Below are 17,354 nucleotides of genomic sequence, written 5' to 3'. Positions count from 1 at the left end.
GCCTGAGTTATCCCCTGCCGTGCCGGTTCCCTATCGCCCTGATTTCAGCCCTGGCCCTCGATAATCACCGTCGCGCAGGCGTAGCGCCGTTCGTCGGCAAGCGTAACGTGGACGCTGGTGACCCCGAGGCTAATCGCCAGCGCGGCGGCCTGTAAATAGAGTTTGAGGCCGGGTTTACCCAGTACATCATTGACCACCTCAAATTGCGCAAACGCCAGCCCGTTGCGGATGCCGGTGCCGAAAGCCTTGGCCGCCGCCTCTTTTACCGCAAAACGTTTCGCCAGGAAGCGTATCGGCTGCCGATGGGCCTGGTACTGCGCCCACTCCGCGTCGCTGAGAATGCGGCGCGCGAAGCGGTCGCCGCTGCGCTCCACCACGGCCTCGATTCGCTCAATCTCAACGATATCGGTGCCGATGCCGAGGATAGCCATCAGGCGCGCGCCGCGAGCATCAGCCGTTTCATTTCCGCCACCGCGCCGGCCAGGCCGCTCATGACCGCGCGGCCGATAATGGCATGGCCGATATTAAGCTCATGCATCTGCGGCAGCGCCGCGATCGGCTGGACATTATGATAGGTCAGGCCATGGCCGGCATTGACTTTTAAGCCCAGGCCGGCGGCATAGACCGCGGCCTGCCGGATACGTTCGTATTCAACCTGGCGCGCGTGGTCATTCGCGGCGTCGGCATAGGCGCCGGTATGGATTTCAATATAAGGAGCGCCAACGGCGGCGGCGGCGGCGATTTGTGCCTCGTCGGCGTCGATAAATAATGAAACCTGGATGCCGGCCGCCGCAAGGCGCGCCACGGCATCGGCCATTTTCGCCCGCTGTCCGGCCACGTCCAGCCCGCCTTCGGTGGTGACTTCCTGGCGTTTTTCCGGCACCAGGCAGCAGAAGTCGGGACGCGTGGCGCAGGCGATGGCGACCATCTCGTCCGTTACCGCCATTTCCAGGTTCATGCGGGTATGCAGCGTTTCACGCAACAGGCGCACGTCACGATCGGTGATATGGCGGCGATCTTCGCGCAAATGCACGGTGATGCCGTCGGCCCCGGCCTGCTCGGCGATAAACGCCGCCTGCACCGGATCGGGATAAGCCGTGCCGCGCGCGTTGCGCAGGGTGGCGATATGATCGATATTGACGCCTAACAACAGTGCTGACATACCATCCTCGGTTACTGTGACGCGTGGATCCAAAGATCTCAGTTTAACTGGAGGGGCCGCCGTTGGGCAACGTTTTCAGCGGGGGTTTCCGGGCCATGAACTGACGAAACAGCTCGGCGCTTTTCAGCGGCTTGCCGCCCAGGTAGGGTTTGAGGGCCATGCGGGTAAAGCGTTTGGCGGCGCGCAGGGTGGCGATATCGGCGAATTCACGCGCGGCCAGCGAGCGCAGCTCGCGGCCGGTAAAGCTGTAATGATCGATGATAACGCTGGCGATAAACCCTTTTTCCTCGCGGTAGCGATAGGTCATCTCATCGCTGACCGGTTCGCCGCTGCCGGCGCAGTGCAGGAAATCCACGCCGTAGCCGAGGTGCCCGAGCAGGGCCAGCTCAAAGCGCCGGAGCGCGGGTTCAGGCGAGCCGCTGGCGCCGGCCAGGGTTTGCAGGCAGTGCAGGTAATCAAAAAACAGCGAGGAGTAATCGGTTTCGTGCGCCAGCACGCGGGAAAGCAGTTCGTTGGTGTAAAGGCCGCTGTAGAGCATCAGGCCGGTAAGAGGCAGTCCCATGGAGACCGGTTCGGCGCTGCGCAGGGTTTTCACCTCGCCGCGTCCGCTCCAGCGGATCAGCAACGGCGTAAACGGCTGCAGCACGCCTTTAAGGGCGGAACGCCGGGAGCGCGCCCCTTTGGCCAGGATACGCACCCGTCCGTCGTTTTCGGTAAAAAAATCCAACAGCAGGCTGGTTTCGCTATAGTGGCGTCCATGCAGGACGAATGCGCGCTGCCAGCCTTCCATCGGCGGATTCCTCAGACGTCGTCGCCGTAACCCAGGCTTTTCAAGGCGCGTTCATCATCGGCCCAGCCGGATTTAACCTTGACCCACAGTTCAAGATGCACCTTGTTCTCGAACATGGTTTCCATATCCTGACGGGCTTCGATACCGATGGTCTTGATCTTGGCGCCGCCGTTGCCGATAACCATTTTCTTCTGGCCTTCGCGCTCCACCAGAATCAGGCCGTGGATATCATAACCGCCGCGCTCGTTGGTGATAAAACGCTCAATCTCGACCGTCACCGAATACGGCAGCTCTTCGCCCAGGAAACGCATCAGCTTTTCGCGAATGATTTCCGAGGCCATAAACCGCTGCGAGCGGTCGGTGACATATTCTTCCGGGAACTGATGTTCGCCCTCGGGCATATGCTTACGCACTATGCCCGCGAGAGTATCGACATTCATCCCGGTTTCGGCGCAAATAGGCACCACATCAAGAAAATCCATCTGCTGGCTGAGGAACGTGATATGCGGCAGCAGCTTGCTTTTGTCGGTGACGTTGTCCACTTTATTGATGGCCAGCACCACCGGGCAGTTTACGCCGCGCAGCTTGTTGACCACCATTTCATCGTCCGGCGTCCAATGGGTGCCTTCCACGACAAAAATCACCAGTTCCACATCGCCCATGGAGCTGCTGGCGGCGCGGTTCATTAACCGGTTAATGGCGCGTTTTTCTTCAATATGCAGCCCGGGGGTGTCGACGTAGACGGCCTGGTAAGGCCCCTCGGTATGAATGCCCATAATGCGGTGGCGCGTGGTTTGCGGCTTGCGCGAGGTAATGGAGATCTTCTGCCCCAGGAACTGGTTCAGCAGGGTGGACTTGCCCACGTTAGGCCGTCCGACAATCGCCACGAATCCACAATAGGTTTTATCTTCGTTCATTCAAGCTCCAGCTCTTTCAGCGCCTGCTCGGCGGCTGACTGTTCGGCTTTACGGCGGCTTGAGCCATTGCCCACGACGGGTTCCGGCAAGCCACTGACATGGCAGTGAATAGTAAATTCCTGGTCATGCGCCTCGCCACGCACCTGAACCACCAGATAAGTCGGTAACGGCAAATGGCGCCCCTGCAAATATTCCTGCAGCCGGGTCTTCGGATCCTTTTGTTTGTCGCCGGGGCTGATTTCGTCCAGGCGGCTTTGATACCAATTGAGGATCAGGCGTTCGATATTTTCAATATCGCTATCAAGAAAAATACCGCCAATAAGCGCTTCCACCGTATCGGCTAGAATGGATTCGCGGCGAAATCCGCCGCTTTTCAATTCGCCCGGCCCCAGGCGCAGGCACTCGCCGAGTTCAAACTCGCGCGCCATCTCGGCCAGGGTATTGCCACGCACCAGCGTAGCGCGCATCCGGCTCATATCGCCTTCGTCCACCCGCGGAAAACGCAGGTACAGCGCATTGGCGATAACAAAACTCAATATGGAATCCCCCAGGAATTCCAGCCGTTCGTTATGTTTGCTGCTGGCGCTTCGGTGTGTCAGGGCCTGTAACAAAAGCTCATGCTGTTGAAAAGTGTAGCCCAGTTTTTTCTGGAGCCTGTTTATTAAGATGGGATTCATGCGTTACCAATAACTCAACCATGCGTCAAATAACTACAGCAGACGGAACAGGCCTGTCGGGACAATACCGGATCAAAGCTGTTTCGTGTGCAGTGGCCCCCGAATCGGGGGCCAGTCTTTATTGCCAGAAGGGGGTATTCTACAACGGGAAGCATAATAATGCTTCGCTTAAAAAACGTATTTGATTAATGTATTGCACCAATCCGCCGTAAACGCACGCCGGTGGGCCATTGACCTTCTTGTTTTTCAAAACTCATCCAAATCGCGGTCGCTTTGCCAACCAGGTTTTTTTCCGGAACAAATCCCCAGAAACGGCTGTCGGCGCTGTCGTCGCGATTATCGCCCATCATAAAATACTGCCCGTCCGGTACCGACCATTCCGCCAGTTGCTGATTGCGCTGGTGGTAATACATTCCCACCTGATCCTGCTGGCCCGGCACCGTCAGGATATGGTGCGTCACGTTGCCCAGGGTCTCGGTGCGCTCCGCCAGGCGGATGCCGCCGTCCACCTGCTGATCGGGCGGGACCTGCAGGAAGCCGGTGGCGGACTCGCCGCTGCCGGTGGAATCAAAGGTCTGGACAAAATCGCTCGGCGCCATGTCGCTATAAGTCACCGCTAATGCGCTGGAACAGGACGAATTATTGGCGCAGCCCGGCTGTACCGTCACGCTTTTGTTCAGGGGATCGTAAATAATCCGATCGCCCGGTAAACCAATCACCCGTTTAATATAATCCAGCTTGGGATCGGGCGGATATTTAAATACCACGATGTCCCCGCGCTGCGGATGACCGGTCGGTATCAGCGTCGTCTGGGTAATGGGATTCTTGATGCCATAGGCAAATTTTTCCACCAGGATAAAATCCCCCACCAGCAGCGTCGGCATCATGGAACCGGAAGGAATTTGAAACGGCTCGTAAATAAATGATCGTACAATAAATACCACCAATAATACCGGGAATATGGAACCGCAGGTTTCAACCCAGCCCGGCTGTTTGGCCTTTTTCAGCAAGGCCTTGTTCTGCGCCGCGTCACCTTCCGCGGCCGTGCTTAACTGCGCCTGCCTGATGCGGCGCGCCGGTGCCAGTTTAAATCGATCCACGCACCAGATAATGCCGGTTATCAAGGTGGCTATTGCCAGGATCAGGGCAAACATATTTGCCATGCCAACTCCTTTGGGTTATTTACTGTCTTTGCCAACATGCAGGATCGCCAGGAACGCTTCCTGCGGGAGCTCGACGTTCCCCACCTGCTTCATGCGCTTCTTGCCTTCTTTCTGTTTTTGCAGCAATTTCTTTTTACGGCTGACATCGCCGCCGTAACATTTCGCCAGGACATTCTTACGTAATTGCTTAATGGTGGAACGGGCAATAATGTGATTGCCGATGGCGGCCTGAATGGCGATATCGAACTGTTGGCGCGGGATCAGCTCCTGCATCTTTTCCACGATATCGCGGCCGCGGCGCTGGGAATTGTCGCGGTGGGTGATCAGGGCCAGGGCATCCACCCGTTCGCCGTTGATAAGGATATCCACCCGCACCATGTCCGAGGTCTGGAACCGCTTAAAACCGTAGTCCAGCGAGGCGTAGCCGCGCGAAGTGGATTTCAGCCGGTCGAAAAAGTCCAGCACCACCTCCGACATGGGAATGTCATAGGTCAACGCCACCTGGTTGCCGTGATAGACCATATTGGTCTGCATACCGCGTTTCTCGATGCACAAGGTGATCACATTGCCCAGGAACTCCTGCGGCAACAGCATGTGGCATTCGGCGATAGGCTCGCGCAGCTCAAGGATATTATTCAGCGGCGGCAGCTTGGACGGGCTGTCGACGTAAATGGTCTGGTTATCGGTGGTCACGACTTCGTAGATTACCGTGGGCGCGGTGGTGATAAGCTCCAGGTCGTATTCGCGTTCCAGCCGTTCCTGGATGATCTCCATATGCAGCAAGCCGAGGAAGCCGCAGCGAAAACCAAAACCCAGGGCGGTGGAGCTTTCCGGCTCGTAGAATAACGAGGCATCGTTGAGGCTGAGTTTGCCCAGCGCGTCGCGGAACGCCTCATAGTCGTCGGAGCTGATGGTGAACATGCCCGCATACACCTGCGGTTTGACCTTTTTAAAGCCCGGCAGCGCCTTATCGGCGGGCTGGCGGGCCAGGGTCAGGGTATCGCCCACCGGCGCGCCCAGGATATCCTTGATGGCGCACACCAGCCAGCCCACCTCGCCGCACCTGAGAATATCGCGATCGATGCGTTTGGGGGTGAATATGCCCACCCGGTCGGCGTTATAAGTCAGGCCGGTGCTCATCACCTTGATTTTGTCGCCCTTGCGCAGGGTGCCGTTTTTCACCCGCACCAGCGACACCACGCCCAGATAGTTATCAAACCAGGAATCGATAATCAGCGCCTGCAGGGGCGCTTCCGGGTCGCCCTGCGGGGGCGGGATATCGCGCACCAGCCGCTCCAGCAGCTCGGGGATGCCCACGCCGGTCTTGGCCGAACAGCGCACCGCGTCGGTGGCGTCGATGCCGACGATATCCTCGATTTCCTGTGCTACCCGGTCGGGATCGGCGGCGGGTAAATCGATTTTGTTCAGAACCGGCACCACCTCCAGATTCATTTCCATGGCGGTATAGCAGTTGGCCAGGGTCTGCGCTTCCACGCCCTGCCCCGCGTCCACCACCAGCAGCGCGCCTTCGCAGGCGGCCAGGGAACGGGAAACCTCATAGGAAAAATCCACATGGCCCGGCGTGTCGATAAAATTAAGATGATAAATCTGGCCGTCGTTGGCTTTGTAGTCGAGCGTTACGCTCTGGGCCTTGATGGTAATGCCGCGTTCACGCTCCAGGTCCATGGAATCCAGGACCTGGGCTTCCATTTCACGTTCCGCCAGGCCGCCGCAGGTCTGGATCAGCCGGTCGGATAGGGTCGACTTACCATGGTCGATATGGGCAATAATGGAGAAATTACGAATGTTCTTCATTTATAAGGAATTTTCTCGGGTATTTTTGATAAAAAATAGGACAATGGGCACGGACGTGGGCACAAGTACAAACCACCCGTGAAAATATGGAGGCATCTTACACTGAAAGGACAAATCATTAAAGGTGGGCGCTGTTAGCATCGATGACAGCCCCCTTCCCGCATCGCCGAGCCATGCCCGCGATCCCTCGCGCTACTCAAGATTGCCATCGGCGAAGATCATCAGGCGCAATGACGTCGGCTTTAATCATGGTATGGAGTGGCATAAGTCGTAATGGGGGCCGCAAGGCCAGACGGCCTTAGTCCCTGGATGGGGTTTCACGGCGGAGATAAAACGAGGACGGCGGCAGCGCGACTTGCAAAATCACCGGCTGGTATTCGCGATCGTTGCCGATGCGCCGGGCAAAAAACCGCGCCAGCATAAACCCGCCGACACCGCCCATAAGCCCGCCGCAGGCCGCGGCGAGGTCGGTATTAAACCAGCCTTGCATAATGGCCGCGCAGCCGATCAGGCCCACCAGCGGCAGCATATAGACCAGCAGCGCAGAACGGATCAGGCTGGCCTCGGTGATGCCGACTTCCACCCGCTGCCCCGGTACCAGCGGATGCTTGCTTTCCACCTTTAGCTGATGCGCTGAGTCAGCCCCCATTTTATTGAGGATGCTGGTGCCGCAACTGCTGCTGGAGTGGCAGCTGCCGCAGCCGGAACGCTGTTCGCAGCGCAGTTGCGCCACACCCTGCTGCCAGGAGATAACCGTCGCCCATTCTTTGATCATGGTTGCGCCTTAAATAAAACGCCGTCGGCAATGCGTTTGGCGGTAGCCGGAGGCAATTCGCCGACAACGGTAATGTCTTTATTGTCGCGGACCTCGGTGTGTATGGTGCGCCGGCCGGTGCGGATAAACCGCTCCGCGTCGCCCTGCTGCGCCTGCGAGACATTTACCGAGAAACTGAACAATCCGTCGGTAAACAGCCTGGTCTCGATAGGCACGTTAATGCCGGGCAATGTACGGCGGCTGCGCGAGACTTCACTCACGCCCGCCGGCAGCCAGTTGGTCGTCCAGTCAAACTCCGCTTTCTCCGAGGCGGGCATAGCCAGCAGCGGCGGCAGGTTGACCGTTTCCAGACCCTGCATCAGGGACTGCACCTGCGGATCCACGATAAACGAGATCACGCGAAACTGTTCAAGCGCCTCGCCGTCGCGATCGAGCAGATCGGCGCGCAGCGGCAATTTGGTGGCGGCGTCAATCCACAGCACATAACCAAATCGCGTGCCGTCCCGCGCCACAACCCGTACCACGTCGCACAGACGATCGGTAACCCGGGTGCGGCCGACAGGAATAAAATCGTAGAATTGGGCCAGGCGTTCAAAATCAGCGTAAACGATAGAAGGGAGAGAATCAACGATATGATCGCCGGCCAGCGTAAAAGGCTCCAGACCAGGCTCGAAAAAGCTGATCTCGTTATCACGCTGTAAGATTTCGCGGCGGGGACCGTCCATTTGCAGCAGCTGGGCCAGGCGATGTTTTTGATACACCGCGTGACGAAAGCGTAAGGAGTCGACACCCTGCTTGCTGACGCTGACAAAAGCAAACTCATAATTCAATGACTGGCTGGCCTGGCTCATCTGCTGCAACAACGCCCCGGGCGCCATGGCCGGCGTATCGGCGGCGGTCGCGCTGGAGGAAAAGAGCAGGCTGCCTGTCATTAAACACACAGCACACCAAAATGGCTTCATTACTGCGGTTGCATTCCTAAAGACTGGGTACCAGGCACCTGTACCGCGGCCTGCTGGGTTTCATGCTGGTCGAATTGCAGCTGCGTGGAGTGAACCCGACGCTGCAGTTCATAATCCTGCAATATGGCGTTGATACGCTTGCGCTGTTCCTGCACCTGCTGCTGGGAACCGTTATCAGCGGTGTTGGTCGCCGAAGGCACACCCAGGCTGACCGGAGACGCCTGGCCCATCATCGGCAGCGTATTGAACACCGGCGCTTCCGGCTGGGTATCGTTGTTGACCGGCTGGTTATAGTGTTGCACGCCCACAATCACCGCCAGCGACACGCACGCGGCCAGGCCGATTTGCGTAATCTGCGCGGCCCAGGGACGGGCTTTATGCCAGAACGGCAGCTTGTGCCAGGTCTCGGGCTGCGGCTGCGATTCCTTGACCGCATCGGGCACCAGGCGGACCGGCTCACGGGCGATAGCCTGCGCGACGCGGTCGGCGATATCGAGATGCAGCGTCGCGCCGATGTCCCCGCGCAGGGTATCGCGAATCAGATGATACCGTTGCCAGCTTTGTTGTAACTTATCATCCCTGGATAATTCGTTGAGCAGTTCGTTATCGAACGACTCCCCATCCATAAGAGCGGAAAGCTTTTCGTTATGCATGCGTGGGTACCTTCTCCTGCCGCCATCGTTATCGCTGAATCAGCGGTTGAATTTTGTTGTCAATAGCTTCGCGCGCACGGAAGATTCGCGATCTTACCGTTCCCACCGGGCAATCCATGATGGACGCTATCTCTTCATAGCTCAGGCCATCCAGTTCCCGAAGCGTGATTGCCATACGCAAATCTTCGGGAAGCCCTTCGATAGTGCGAAACACTATCTGTCGCAACTCTTCAGACAACATTAAATTCTCAGGGTTCGATATTTCTTTCAACGCGCCGGCACTTTCATAATTTTCGGCGTCGTTGGCGTCCACATCGCTTGACGGTGGGCGCCGGCCCTGAGCAACCAGATAATTTTTAGCCGTGTTAACAGCGATACGATACAACCATGTATAAAAAGCGCTATCCCCCCGAAATGACTCGAGGGCGCGATAAGCTTTGATAAACGATTCCTGGGCCACATCCGGCACATCCCCCTGGGGAACATATCGGGATACCAGGCTCGCCACTTTGTGCTGGTAACGAACGACCAGTAAATTGAACGCTTTTTGGTCGCCTTTTTGTACCCGTTCAACCAGCACCTGATCCGTTAACTGCTCGCTCATCCGAGGTAAATTCTCCTCAAATTTATCTCCACGCGAAAAATAGTACCGCCAGCCTCTAAACCCATAACACGAGCAAGCTCCCGTTTGGAGTTTACGCTATACATAAAGTTCCGTCCCGCCTGTCTTTTTTGTTAAATGTAATCGGGGACGGATCTCGGCGCGCCAGCACGTTGGCCGGGAAGCAGTCAGACTATCATGAAATAAAGTTTTATAGTGTCAGAATCCTGAAATCACTCTGCCGAAGCGGCACGTTTACGCCCGGCACCCTATTGAAAGCGCAGGGTACCGTGAAATCCTCCGGATGTCAGTAAACATGCGTAAATACCCCCACGTGTAAAATATCAGCAATTAGCGGTTCAGCCCTAAATCATACAGTGCTAACATCGGAAAACTATTATTTCTGGCAGGGTAACCACCCCATTATGCAACCTTTAACTGAACATGTAACCGACGTGCTGGTCATTGGCAGCGGCGCCGCCGGTCTTTCACTGGCGCTGCGTCTCGCGGGACATTGTAAGGTCATGGTTTTAAGCAAGGGTCCGCTTAACGAAGGATCAACCTATTATGCCCAGGGCGGGATCGCGGCGGTGTTCGATGAAACCGATACTATCGCCTCCCACGTCGAGGATACGCTGATCGCCGGCGCCGGCCTGTGCGATCGCGAGGCGGTGGAATTCATCGCCGGCAACGCCCGTCATTGCGTACAGTGGCTGATAGACCAGGGCGTGTTGTTCGATACGGAATCCGGCACTGGCACCGGCGGCGTGGAAACGGAACACCATGCCGGCACGTCTCCCGATGAGCGCTATCACCTGACCCGCGAGGGCGGCCATAGCCACCGGCGCATCCTGCACGCCGCGGACGCCACCGGCAAAGAGGTGGAAACCACCCTGGTTTCCCAGGCGGCCAATCATCCCAATATCCATATTATGGAACGCTGCAACGCGGTGGATGTGATCAGTTCCAATAAAATCGGCCTGCCCGGCACCCGGCGCGTGGTCGGCGCCTATATCTGGAACCGCGAAAAGGAACGCGTGGAAACCTGCCGGGCCAAAGCCGTGGTGCTGGCTACCGGCGGCACCTCGAAGGTTTATCAGTACACCACCAATCCCGATATTTCGTCTGGCGACGGCATCGCCATGGCCTGGCGCGCCGGTTGCCGGGTGGCCAATCTGGAATTCAACCAATTCCACCCCACCTGCCTGTTCCATCCCCAGGCGCGTAATTTCCTGCTTACCGAGGCGCTGCGCGGCGAGGGCGCCTACCTGAAACGTCCGGACGGCTCGCGCTTTATGCCCGATTTCGACGAGCGCGCCGAGCTGGCGCCGCGCGATATCGTGGCCCGCGCCATCGACCATGAAATGAAGCGCCTGGGCGCCGACTGCATGTACCTGGATATCAGCCATAAGCCCGCGGACTTTATCCGCCAGCATTTCCCGATGATTTACCAAAAATTGCTGACGCTGGATATCGATCTGACCAAAGAGCCGATTCCCATCGTGCCGGCGGCACACTATACCTGCGGCGGCGTAATGGTGGATCAGCACGGGCGCACCGATCTCGACGGGCTCTACGCCATCGGCGAAGTGAGTTATACCGGCCTGCACGGCGCCAATCGCCTGGCGTCCAATTCCTTGCTGGAATGCCTGGTCTACGGCTGGTCGGCCTCGGAGGATATCCGCACGCGCCTGCCGGCCATCAAGCTGGCCAAACAGCTGCCGGCCTGGGATGAGAGCCGGGTGGACAACTCCGACGAGGAGGTGGTGCTACAGCATAACTGGCACGAGCTGCGGCTGTTTATGTGGGATTACGTGGGCATCGTGCGCACCACTAAACGCCTGGAGCGCGCCCTGCATCGCATCAACCTGCTGCAGCGGGAAATCGACGAGTACTATTCCAACTTCCGTATCTCCAATAACCTGCTGGAAGTGCGCAACCTGACCCAGGTGGCCGAGCTTATCGTCAAGAGCGCCATGCTGCGTAAAGAAAGCCGGGGCCTGCATTACACCCTGGATTATCCGGAAATGGCCGCCAACCCGCAGCCGACCATCCTGCATCCCTGATCCATGGCAAACCGGCGGCCCGGCCGCCGGTCCTACCCTGCCGGCCGGGATAAATAAAACCCGTCGGTCAGTGCGCGATAGGCGGCGGAATAAGCGCCGTCGCCAGCGCGCAGCGCCAATGTCGTATACGTCAGTTCTCCCGCCTGCGGCGAAAAGCCCAGCAGCACCCGATGACAGGGTTTTCCCGCGCGATCGGCCACGTCGGTGCGATAATGCAAATGCCAGCCCCCGCGCTGCGCCATGGCGATGACCTCTTCGCCGGTAGCGGTCGGCAATACCAGCGTCAACAGGCCGTCGCGGGCCACCAGCCGCCGCGCGGCATCCAGCAGGCGCCGGTGGGTCAGGGTCGCCGTGTAACGCGCCTTATCGCGCTCAGCGCTTCTGGTGGCCAAACCGACCGGGAAATAAGGCGGATTGCTGACGATCAGCCCATATCCCGCCCCGGGATCCTCTTTCCCGCCGCGTTGCGCGGCCCCCCCCGGCGTCGCCTGCGGCGCATAGTCCAGTATATCGCCGTTAAAAATGCGCAAGCGGGACGACCACGGGCTGGCGGCGAAATTTTCCCCCGCCTGTCCGGCGGCGGCGGGGTCCAGCTCGACGGCGTCAATGCGCACGCCAGGGTCCGCGCGCTGCGCCACCATCAGAGCGATCAGGCCGCAGCCGGCGCCGATATCCAGCACCCGCCGCGCCGTGCCCAGGGGCGTCCAGGCCCCCAGCAGCACGCCGTCGGTCCCCACTTTCATTGCGCAACGGTCGTGGGCGACAAAAAATTGCCTGAAGGTAAAACCGTCCCGGCGCAGCGGCATAGTCTGTTTTAACGATTCGATCATTATTAGGCTCTTTGGGACATATCGGGGTACTTTATGGCAAACCGGCCGCGGATGAAATCATCCGTTTGCGCGGAAACAGATGAAGATTATCCGCGATCCGTCTATAATCTGCGCCCCAACCAGAGGTAGACCATGACTGTAACCCAATTTTCCGAACTCGACCTGCATGAAAGCCTGATCGCCGCACTGCGCGATAAAGGTTACGAGCGCCCCACCGCCATTCAGTCCGAAGCGATCCCGCCGGCGATGGACGGGCGCGACGTATTGGGTTCGGCGCCTACCGGTACCGGCAAGACCGCCGCCTATCTGTTACCGGTATTGCAGCACCTGCTTGATTTCCCCCGCCGGAAATCCGGCCCGCCGCGGGTACTGATTATCACCCCTACCCGCGAGCTGGCCATGCAGGTGGCGGAACAGGCCAAGGAACTCGCCGCGCATACGCACCTGGACATCGCCACCATCACCGGCGGCGTGGCGTTTATGAATCATGCCATCGTGTTCAGCGACAACCAGGATATCGTGGTGGCCACCACCGGCCGGCTGCTGCAATATATCAAGGAAGAAAATTTTGACTGCCGCGCGGTGGAAACGCTGATCCTGGATGAAGCGGATCGCATGCTGGAAATGGGTTTTGCGCAGGATGTGGAGCTGATCGCCGCCGAAACCCGCTGGCGCAAGCAGACCCTGTTGTTTTCCGCCACCCTGGAGGGCAACGCGGTCAAGGATTTCGCCGAGCGGCTGCTAAACGATCCGGTGGAAATCGACGCATCGCCCTCACGGCGCGAGCGTAAAAAGATCACCCAATGGTATTATCGCGCCGACGATATCAAGCATAAAACCGCCCTGCTGGCCCATCTGCTCAAACTGCCGGACGTGACCAAGGCTATCGTTTTCGTACGCAAACGCGAGCGGGTGCATGAACTGGTCGGCTGGCTGCACGCGGCCGGCATCGCCACATGCTATCTGGAAGGCGAAATGGTGCAGGCCAAACGCAATGAAGCCATCAACCGCATGACCGACGGGCGGATGAACGTGCTGGTGGCGACGGACGTGGCGGCGCGCGGCCTGGATATCGACGATATCAGCCATGTCATCAACTTCGATTTGCCGACCACCGCCGACGTCTACCTGCACCGTATCGGCCGTACCGCCCGCGCCGGACGCAAAGGCTCGGCCATTTCTCTGGTGGAGGCGCACGATCATCTGCTGTTGGGTAAAATCAGCCGCTACCTGAACGAGCCGCTGAAAGCGCGGGTGGTGGATGAACTGCGTCCGGTCACCCGTGCGCCGGCCGAAAAAACCACCGGTAAACCTTCGAAAAAAGTGCTGGCCAAACGCAAAGAGAAAAAAGAGCTGAGCCAGATGAAGGACAAGGTTAAGGTCAAGGTGCGTTTACGCGATAAGCGCAATATCGGCAAACGCCGGGCGCCAAAATCGGCCGCGGAGGATGCGGCGGCGGCCGTTACGCCAAAACCGCATGATGAATAAACCATCACGCGCCCTGAAAAGCCGCCCGCACGGGCGGCTTTTTTGTCGCCTTAGGGGTAAGTTTCAACGCCTTAAGCCATTTTTCGCCTAAATCAGCTAATTTCCGGCTGAAAGCTGCGCGCGCCACAAACAAGCGCGGCGTAAATGAATGAAAAAAACAATTTATTTCATCAGGTTAAAGATAGTTTTGCCATAAAATGGCATTGGTCAAAATAGGCGCAGGGGGTGAATATTCATATTTTGATCCAGACGGGAATTCAGCATTTCTAAACGCAACATATTGATTTTAATACAGGGTTTTTGCCGTGCGGAAATAGCGGAAATCAAAAAGGGAGCCTAGGCTCCCTTTTATACACCGCGACGCCGTTAAAGGGCGGCGGTAAAGGTACGGGTAATGACATCGCGCTGCTGTTCAGGCGTCAGCGAGTTAAAACGCACGGCATAGCCCGAGACACGGATGGTCAGCTGCGGATATTTGTCCGGGTTGGCCACGGCGTCTTCCAGGGTTTCACGGGTCAGCACGTTGACATTCAGATGCTGGCCGCCTTCCACGCGTACGGTTTCCTTGGCTTCTAGCGGAATTTGACGGTATTCGATATTGCCCAGTTCGCTTAAGGCAACGACCTGATCGTCGGCGTAGCCGGCAACGGCACACAGGCAACGGGCCTGTTCAATGCTGTTATCCAGCAGCCAGAAAGAGTTAACCAATGCTTTGTTGTCGGCCTTGGTGATTTGAGTTCCGATAATCATAGAATGTCTCCATGGTGTGGCTACAAAATCTGCCCGTCGTCGTCCGGTAGGCTACCGGCTGCTTGGGTATTTGGTAAAACCAATTTGTCTAACTGACTGTATACCAGCCAATCGGCATCGTTTCCTTGATTTAAATCAATTTATCCGTAGTAAAGAAACGCATCAAAAAGTCATGTTTTTGTTTTATATCAATTTTTGAGTTATTTATCACTTTCATTAATTTAACTTTTTTTTAAGCTTTATTTATTTTGTTGGCGTGCCCCTGGCGGCGGAAAAGATTCCGCCTGCGGACATAAGCCGGTAAGCTAACGCCAGTCGCCAATCCACATGGAGCGTACCATGACACAAAGTCCAACCTGGCGGGATGCGCTCGCCGAAGAGAAGACCAAGCCCTATTTCCAGCAAACGCTGAACTTCGTCGCCAGCGAGCGGGCGGCGGGCAAGATTATCTATCCCCCGCAAAAAGACGTATTCAACGCGTTCCGCTTCACCGAACTTGCCGCGGTAAAGGTGGTGATACTGGGGCAAGATCCCTACCACGGCCCCAACCAGGCGCACGGCCTGTCCTTTTCCGTCCGGCCGGGCGTGCCCGCCCCGCCCTCGCTGGTCAATATCTACAAAGAGCTGGCCAATGATATTCCGGGTTTTACCAAACCGGAGCACGGCTGCCTGCAAAGCTGGGCCGGGCAAGGCGTGATGCTGCTCAATACCGTGCTTACCGTCGAGGCGGGCAAGGCCCATTCCCACGCCAGCCTGGGCTGGGAAACCTTTACCGATAAAGTGATTGCCGTGCTGAACGAGCAGCGCGAGGGGATCGTCTTTATGCTGTGGGGATCGCACGCGCAAAAAAAAGGCACGATTATCGACCCGCAACGCCATCATATTCTGAAAGCGCCGCATCCGTCGCCGCTGTCGGCGCACCGGGGTTTCTTAGGCTGCGGGCATTTCTCCAGGGCCAACGCCCTGTTGGCACAGCAGGGAAAACCGGAGATTGACTGGCAACCGCGGTTGCCGTCGGAATAACTGGGGGAACAGGGAATGGGCCGGTTATCGGGCTCGACGACCGGCTCGCGGGCGCGGAAATCCTACGCCTTGGCTTTCGATACCGCCACCATGGCGGGACGCAGCAGGCGGCCGTTCAGGGTGTAGCCTTTTTGCATAATCATCATGACATGGTTTGGCTCGTGCTCATCGGATTCCAGCATGGTCATGGCCTGGTGCACCGCGGGATCGAACGGCACATGGGTCTGGTCGACCACGGCGATGCCGTACTTGCGCACCACGTCCAGCAGCGACTTCAGGGTCAGTTCGATGCCTTCGATAAGCGGGGTCAGCTCGCTATTGTTTTTATCGGCCATATCCAGGCCGCGTTCCAGATTGTCAATCACCGGCAGCAGTTCGCCGGCAAATTTTTCCAGGGCGAATTTATGGGCTTTTTCCACATCCAGCTCGGTGCGGCGACGAAGATTTTCCATTTCCGCCTTGGCGCGCAGCAGGCTGTCGCGCTCGCGCTGCTGCAATTCTTCCAGCTTGGCTTCCAGACTGGCGATACGCTCATCGCGCGGATCCACGACGTTCTCCGTCTCGGGCGCCGCGTCCATCCGCTGCCCGGCATCCATCTCATCCGTGGTAATGTCTTGTGAGACTTGCTCGTCAGGTATCTTCTGTTCTTTACTACTCATCATGAGTTCTCCGCGTTTTAGCCTTTTAGTCTTGCTACTCCGCTTATTATGGGGATGAATAGCAGGTATTCAAGGGATGTCGCATAATGTAGTCAGCAAAACACGGCGAGGAAAAGCAAATACATGAACACCCCTTTCAAAAGCATCGGCATTGTCGGCCATCCGCGTCATCCCAACGCCCTGGCCACGCACGAGATGTTGTACCACTGGCTGATCGGGCAGGGACATGAGGTGATCATGGAGCAGCACATCGCCCGCGACCTTGATCTTACCGGCGCTATTACCGGCAGCCTGGCGGATATCGGCCAGCGGGCCGATCTGGCGGTGGTGGTGGGCGGCGACGGCAATATGCTGGGCTCGGCGCGCATCCTGGCGCGGTACGATATTAAAGTCATCGGCATCAACCGCGGCAATCTGGGCTTTCTTACCGATCTCGATCCCGATTCCGCGCTGCAGCAGCTTACGGACGTGCTGGCGGGCAATTACCGCTGCGAACAGCGTTTTTTACTGGAGGCCCAGGTCTGCCGGGGCAATGAATGCGGACGGCTCAGCACCGCCATCAACGAAGTCGTGCTCCATCCTGGAAAGGTGGCGCATATGATTGAATTTGAAGTGTATATCGACGATAGCTTCGCCTTTTCGCAGCGTTCCGACGGCCTGATCATCGCCACGCCGACCGGTTCCACCGCCTATTCCCTCTCCGCCGGCGGCCCGATCCTGACCCCGCCCCTGGATGCGATCGTCCTGGTGCCGATGTTTCCGCATACCCTGTCCTCCCGGCCGCTGGTTATCAACGGCAGCAGCACCATCCGGCTGAAATTTTCCCAGGCCAGCAGCGAACTGGAGATCAGCTGCGACAGCCAGATCGCGCTGCCTATACAGGAGGGCGAGGAAATTTTTATCCGGCGCAGCGAATATCACCTGGATCTGGTCCATCCCCATGATTACAACTATTTCAATACGCTCAGCACCAAGCTCGGCTGGTCGAAAAAATTATTCTGAAAATCAGCATTCGTTTCTTTA

At 57.6% G+C, this 17,354-nt stretch carries 18 protein-coding genes; 4 read left to right on the top strand and 14 right to left on the bottom strand.

The window, feature by feature from the left end:
* Nucleotides 1-44: 44 nt before the first annotated feature.
* The 11 genes from acpS to rpoE all read right to left on the bottom strand — a co-directional run bounded on the left by acpS (nt 45) and on the right by rpoE (nt 9,518).
* Nucleotides 45-431: a holo-ACP synthase gene (acpS, locus tag ACL2XN_RS24320; protein WP_410013981.1), complete on the bottom strand. Its 387-nt coding sequence runs from the start codon at nt 429-431 to the stop codon at nt 45-47.
* A complete protein-coding gene (gene pdxJ / locus ACL2XN_RS24315) occupies nt 431-1,162 on the bottom strand; it encodes a pyridoxine 5'-phosphate synthase (protein WP_413729646.1) in 732 nt (243 codons plus the stop codon). The genes acpS and pdxJ overlap by 1 nt, the downstream gene beginning before the upstream one ends.
* Nucleotides 1,163-1,205: 43 nt before the next feature.
* Nucleotides 1,206-1,952: a DNA repair protein RecO gene (gene recO / locus ACL2XN_RS24310; protein WP_410013979.1), complete on the bottom strand. Its 747-nt coding sequence runs from the start codon at nt 1,950-1,952 to the stop codon at nt 1,206-1,208.
* 11 nt (nt 1,953-1,963) lie between these two features.
* Nucleotides 1,964-2,869 carry a GTPase Era gene (era, locus tag ACL2XN_RS24305; protein ID WP_410013978.1) on the bottom strand — a complete coding sequence of 302 codons (906 nt, stop codon included), beginning with the start codon at nt 2,867-2,869 and terminating at the stop codon, nt 1,964-1,966.
* Nucleotides 2,866-3,546, bottom strand: coding sequence for a ribonuclease III (gene rnc / locus ACL2XN_RS24300; protein WP_162368421.1), 681 nt, complete (start codon nt 3,544-3,546; stop codon nt 2,866-2,868). The genes era and rnc overlap by 4 nt, the downstream gene beginning before the upstream one ends.
* A gap of 185 nt (nt 3,547-3,731) precedes the next feature.
* On the bottom strand, nt 3,732-4,709 hold the full coding sequence (gene lepB, locus ACL2XN_RS24295) for a signal peptidase I (protein ID WP_410013977.1): 978 nt from the start codon (nt 4,707-4,709) through the stop codon (nt 3,732-3,734).
* Between the two features lie 15 nt (nt 4,710-4,724).
* The gene (gene lepA / locus ACL2XN_RS24290; protein WP_413727848.1) at nt 4,725-6,524 is read right to left on the bottom strand and encodes a translation elongation factor 4; all 1,800 of its coding nucleotides are present in this window, start codon (nt 6,522-6,524) and stop codon (nt 4,725-4,727) included.
* Nucleotides 6,525-6,822: 298 nt separating this feature from the next.
* Nucleotides 6,823-7,299 carry a SoxR-reducing system protein RseC gene (rseC, locus tag ACL2XN_RS24285; RefSeq protein ID WP_413729645.1) on the bottom strand — a complete coding sequence of 159 codons (477 nt, stop codon included), beginning with the start codon at nt 7,297-7,299 and terminating at the stop codon, nt 6,823-6,825.
* A complete protein-coding gene (gene rseB / locus ACL2XN_RS24280; RefSeq protein WP_410013974.1) occupies nt 7,296-8,261 on the bottom strand; it encodes a sigma-E factor regulatory protein RseB in 966 nt (321 codons plus the stop codon). The genes rseC and rseB overlap by 4 nt, the downstream gene beginning before the upstream one ends.
* Complete coding sequence (gene rseA / locus ACL2XN_RS24275; RefSeq protein WP_410013973.1) at nt 8,261-8,914, bottom strand: anti-sigma-E factor RseA; 654 nt, start codon at nt 8,912-8,914, stop codon at nt 8,261-8,263. Before rseA ends, rseB begins: the two co-directional genes overlap by 1 nt.
* A gap of 28 nt (nt 8,915-8,942) precedes the next feature.
* Complete coding sequence (rpoE, locus tag ACL2XN_RS24270) at nt 8,943-9,518, bottom strand: RNA polymerase sigma factor RpoE (protein ID WP_162368415.1); 576 nt, start codon at nt 9,516-9,518, stop codon at nt 8,943-8,945.
* Nucleotides 9,519-9,940: 422 nt separating this feature from the next.
* Between rpoE and nadB the strand changes: the two genes are divergently transcribed.
* Nucleotides 9,941-11,581: an L-aspartate oxidase gene (gene nadB / locus ACL2XN_RS24265; protein ID WP_410013972.1), complete on the top strand. Its 1,641-nt coding sequence runs from the start codon at nt 9,941-9,943 to the stop codon at nt 11,579-11,581.
* Nucleotides 11,582-11,613: 32 nt separating this feature from the next.
* Here the strand turns inward: nadB and ACL2XN_RS24260 are convergent, their stop codons facing one another.
* Nucleotides 11,614-12,411, bottom strand: a complete 798-nt coding sequence (locus ACL2XN_RS24260; protein ID WP_413729644.1) for a tRNA1(Val) (adenine(37)-N6)-methyltransferase — start codon at nt 12,409-12,411, stop codon at nt 11,614-11,616.
* A gap of 132 nt (nt 12,412-12,543) precedes the next feature.
* Here ACL2XN_RS24260 and srmB point away from each other — a divergent pair, with 132 nt between their 5' ends.
* Nucleotides 12,544-13,899, top strand: a complete 1,356-nt coding sequence (gene srmB, locus ACL2XN_RS24255) for an ATP-dependent RNA helicase SrmB (RefSeq protein WP_413721190.1) — start codon at nt 12,544-12,546, stop codon at nt 13,897-13,899.
* Nucleotides 13,900-14,265: 366 nt separating this feature from the next.
* Here srmB and grcA read toward each other — a convergent pair whose 3' ends face one another.
* Nucleotides 14,266-14,649 (bottom strand): autonomous glycyl radical cofactor GrcA, encoded by a 384-nt coding sequence (grcA, locus tag ACL2XN_RS24250; protein ID WP_410013969.1) that lies wholly within the window; start codon nt 14,647-14,649, stop codon nt 14,266-14,268.
* A gap of 339 nt (nt 14,650-14,988) precedes the next feature.
* On the opposite strand from grcA, the gene ung reads away from it, so the two are divergent.
* Complete coding sequence (gene ung / locus ACL2XN_RS24245; RefSeq protein WP_410013968.1) at nt 14,989-15,672, top strand: uracil-DNA glycosylase; 684 nt, start codon at nt 14,989-14,991, stop codon at nt 15,670-15,672.
* A 62-nt stretch (nt 15,673-15,734) separates the two neighbouring features.
* On the opposite strand, the gene grpE is transcribed toward ung, so the two are convergent.
* The gene (grpE, locus tag ACL2XN_RS24240) at nt 15,735-16,331 is read right to left on the bottom strand and encodes a nucleotide exchange factor GrpE (protein WP_410016750.1); all 597 of its coding nucleotides are present in this window, start codon (nt 16,329-16,331) and stop codon (nt 15,735-15,737) included.
* Between the two features lie 123 nt (nt 16,332-16,454).
* On the opposite strand from grpE, the gene nadK reads away from it, so the two are divergent.
* On the top strand, nt 16,455-17,333 hold the full coding sequence (nadK, locus tag ACL2XN_RS24235; protein WP_413721191.1) for an NAD(+) kinase: 879 nt from the start codon (nt 16,455-16,457) through the stop codon (nt 17,331-17,333).
* The last annotated feature ends 21 nt before the right edge of the window (nt 17,334-17,354 follow it).

This window comes from Sodalis sp. RH22 (assembly GCF_047324165.1).
Classification (GTDB): domain Bacteria; phylum Pseudomonadota; class Gammaproteobacteria; order Enterobacterales; family Enterobacteriaceae; genus Acerihabitans.
The sequence above is the reverse complement of the archived record's forward strand: the minus strand, read 5'-3'. Positions and strand labels throughout refer to the sequence as shown.

Excerpts from the sequence above, each read along its gene's own strand:
- rseC (WP_413729645.1), bottom strand. The coding sequence starts at position 7,299 with ATGATCAAAGAATGGGCGACGGTTATCTCCTGGCAGCAGGGTGTGGCG.
- ACL2XN_RS24260 (WP_413729644.1), bottom strand. The coding sequence starts at position 12,411 with ATGATCGAATCGTTAAAACAGACTATGCCGCTGCGCCGGGACGGTTTT.
- ung (WP_410013968.1), top strand. The coding sequence starts at position 14,989 with ATGACACAAAGTCCAACCTGGCGGGATGCGCTCGCCGAAGAGAAGACC.
- rseA (WP_410013973.1), bottom strand. The coding sequence starts at position 8,914 with ATGCATAACGAAAAGCTTTCCGCTCTTATGGATGGGGAGTCGTTCGAT.
- acpS (WP_410013981.1), bottom strand. The coding sequence starts at position 431 with ATGGCTATCCTCGGCATCGGCACCGATATCGTTGAGATTGAGCGAATC.
- nadB (WP_410013972.1), top strand. The coding sequence starts at position 9,941 with ATGCAACCTTTAACTGAACATGTAACCGACGTGCTGGTCATTGGCAGC.
- srmB (WP_413721190.1), top strand. The coding sequence starts at position 12,544 with ATGACTGTAACCCAATTTTCCGAACTCGACCTGCATGAAAGCCTGATC.
- grpE (WP_410016750.1), bottom strand. The coding sequence starts at position 16,331 with ATGAGTAGTAAAGAACAGAAGATACCTGACGAGCAAGTCTCACAAGAC.
- rnc (WP_162368421.1), bottom strand. The coding sequence starts at position 3,546 with ATGAATCCCATCTTAATAAACAGGCTCCAGAAAAAACTGGGCTACACT.
- lepB (WP_410013977.1), bottom strand. The coding sequence starts at position 4,709 with ATGGCAAATATGTTTGCCCTGATCCTGGCAATAGCCACCTTGATAACC.
- lepA (WP_413727848.1), bottom strand. The coding sequence starts at position 6,524 with ATGAAGAACATTCGTAATTTCTCCATTATTGCCCATATCGACCATGGT.
- rpoE (WP_162368415.1), bottom strand. The coding sequence starts at position 9,518 with ATGAGCGAGCAGTTAACGGATCAGGTGCTGGTTGAACGGGTACAAAAA.
- recO (WP_410013979.1), bottom strand. The coding sequence starts at position 1,952 with ATGGAAGGCTGGCAGCGCGCATTCGTCCTGCATGGACGCCACTATAGC.
- pdxJ (WP_413729646.1), bottom strand. The coding sequence starts at position 1,162 with ATGTCAGCACTGTTGTTAGGCGTCAATATCGATCATATCGCCACCCTG.
- era (WP_410013978.1), bottom strand. The coding sequence starts at position 2,869 with ATGAACGAAGATAAAACCTATTGTGGATTCGTGGCGATTGTCGGACGG.
- rseB (WP_410013974.1), bottom strand. The coding sequence starts at position 8,261 with ATGAAGCCATTTTGGTGTGCTGTGTGTTTAATGACAGGCAGCCTGCTC.
- nadK (WP_413721191.1), top strand. The coding sequence starts at position 16,455 with ATGAACACCCCTTTCAAAAGCATCGGCATTGTCGGCCATCCGCGTCAT.
- grcA (WP_410013969.1), bottom strand. The coding sequence starts at position 14,649 with ATGATTATCGGAACTCAAATCACCAAGGCCGACAACAAAGCATTGGTT.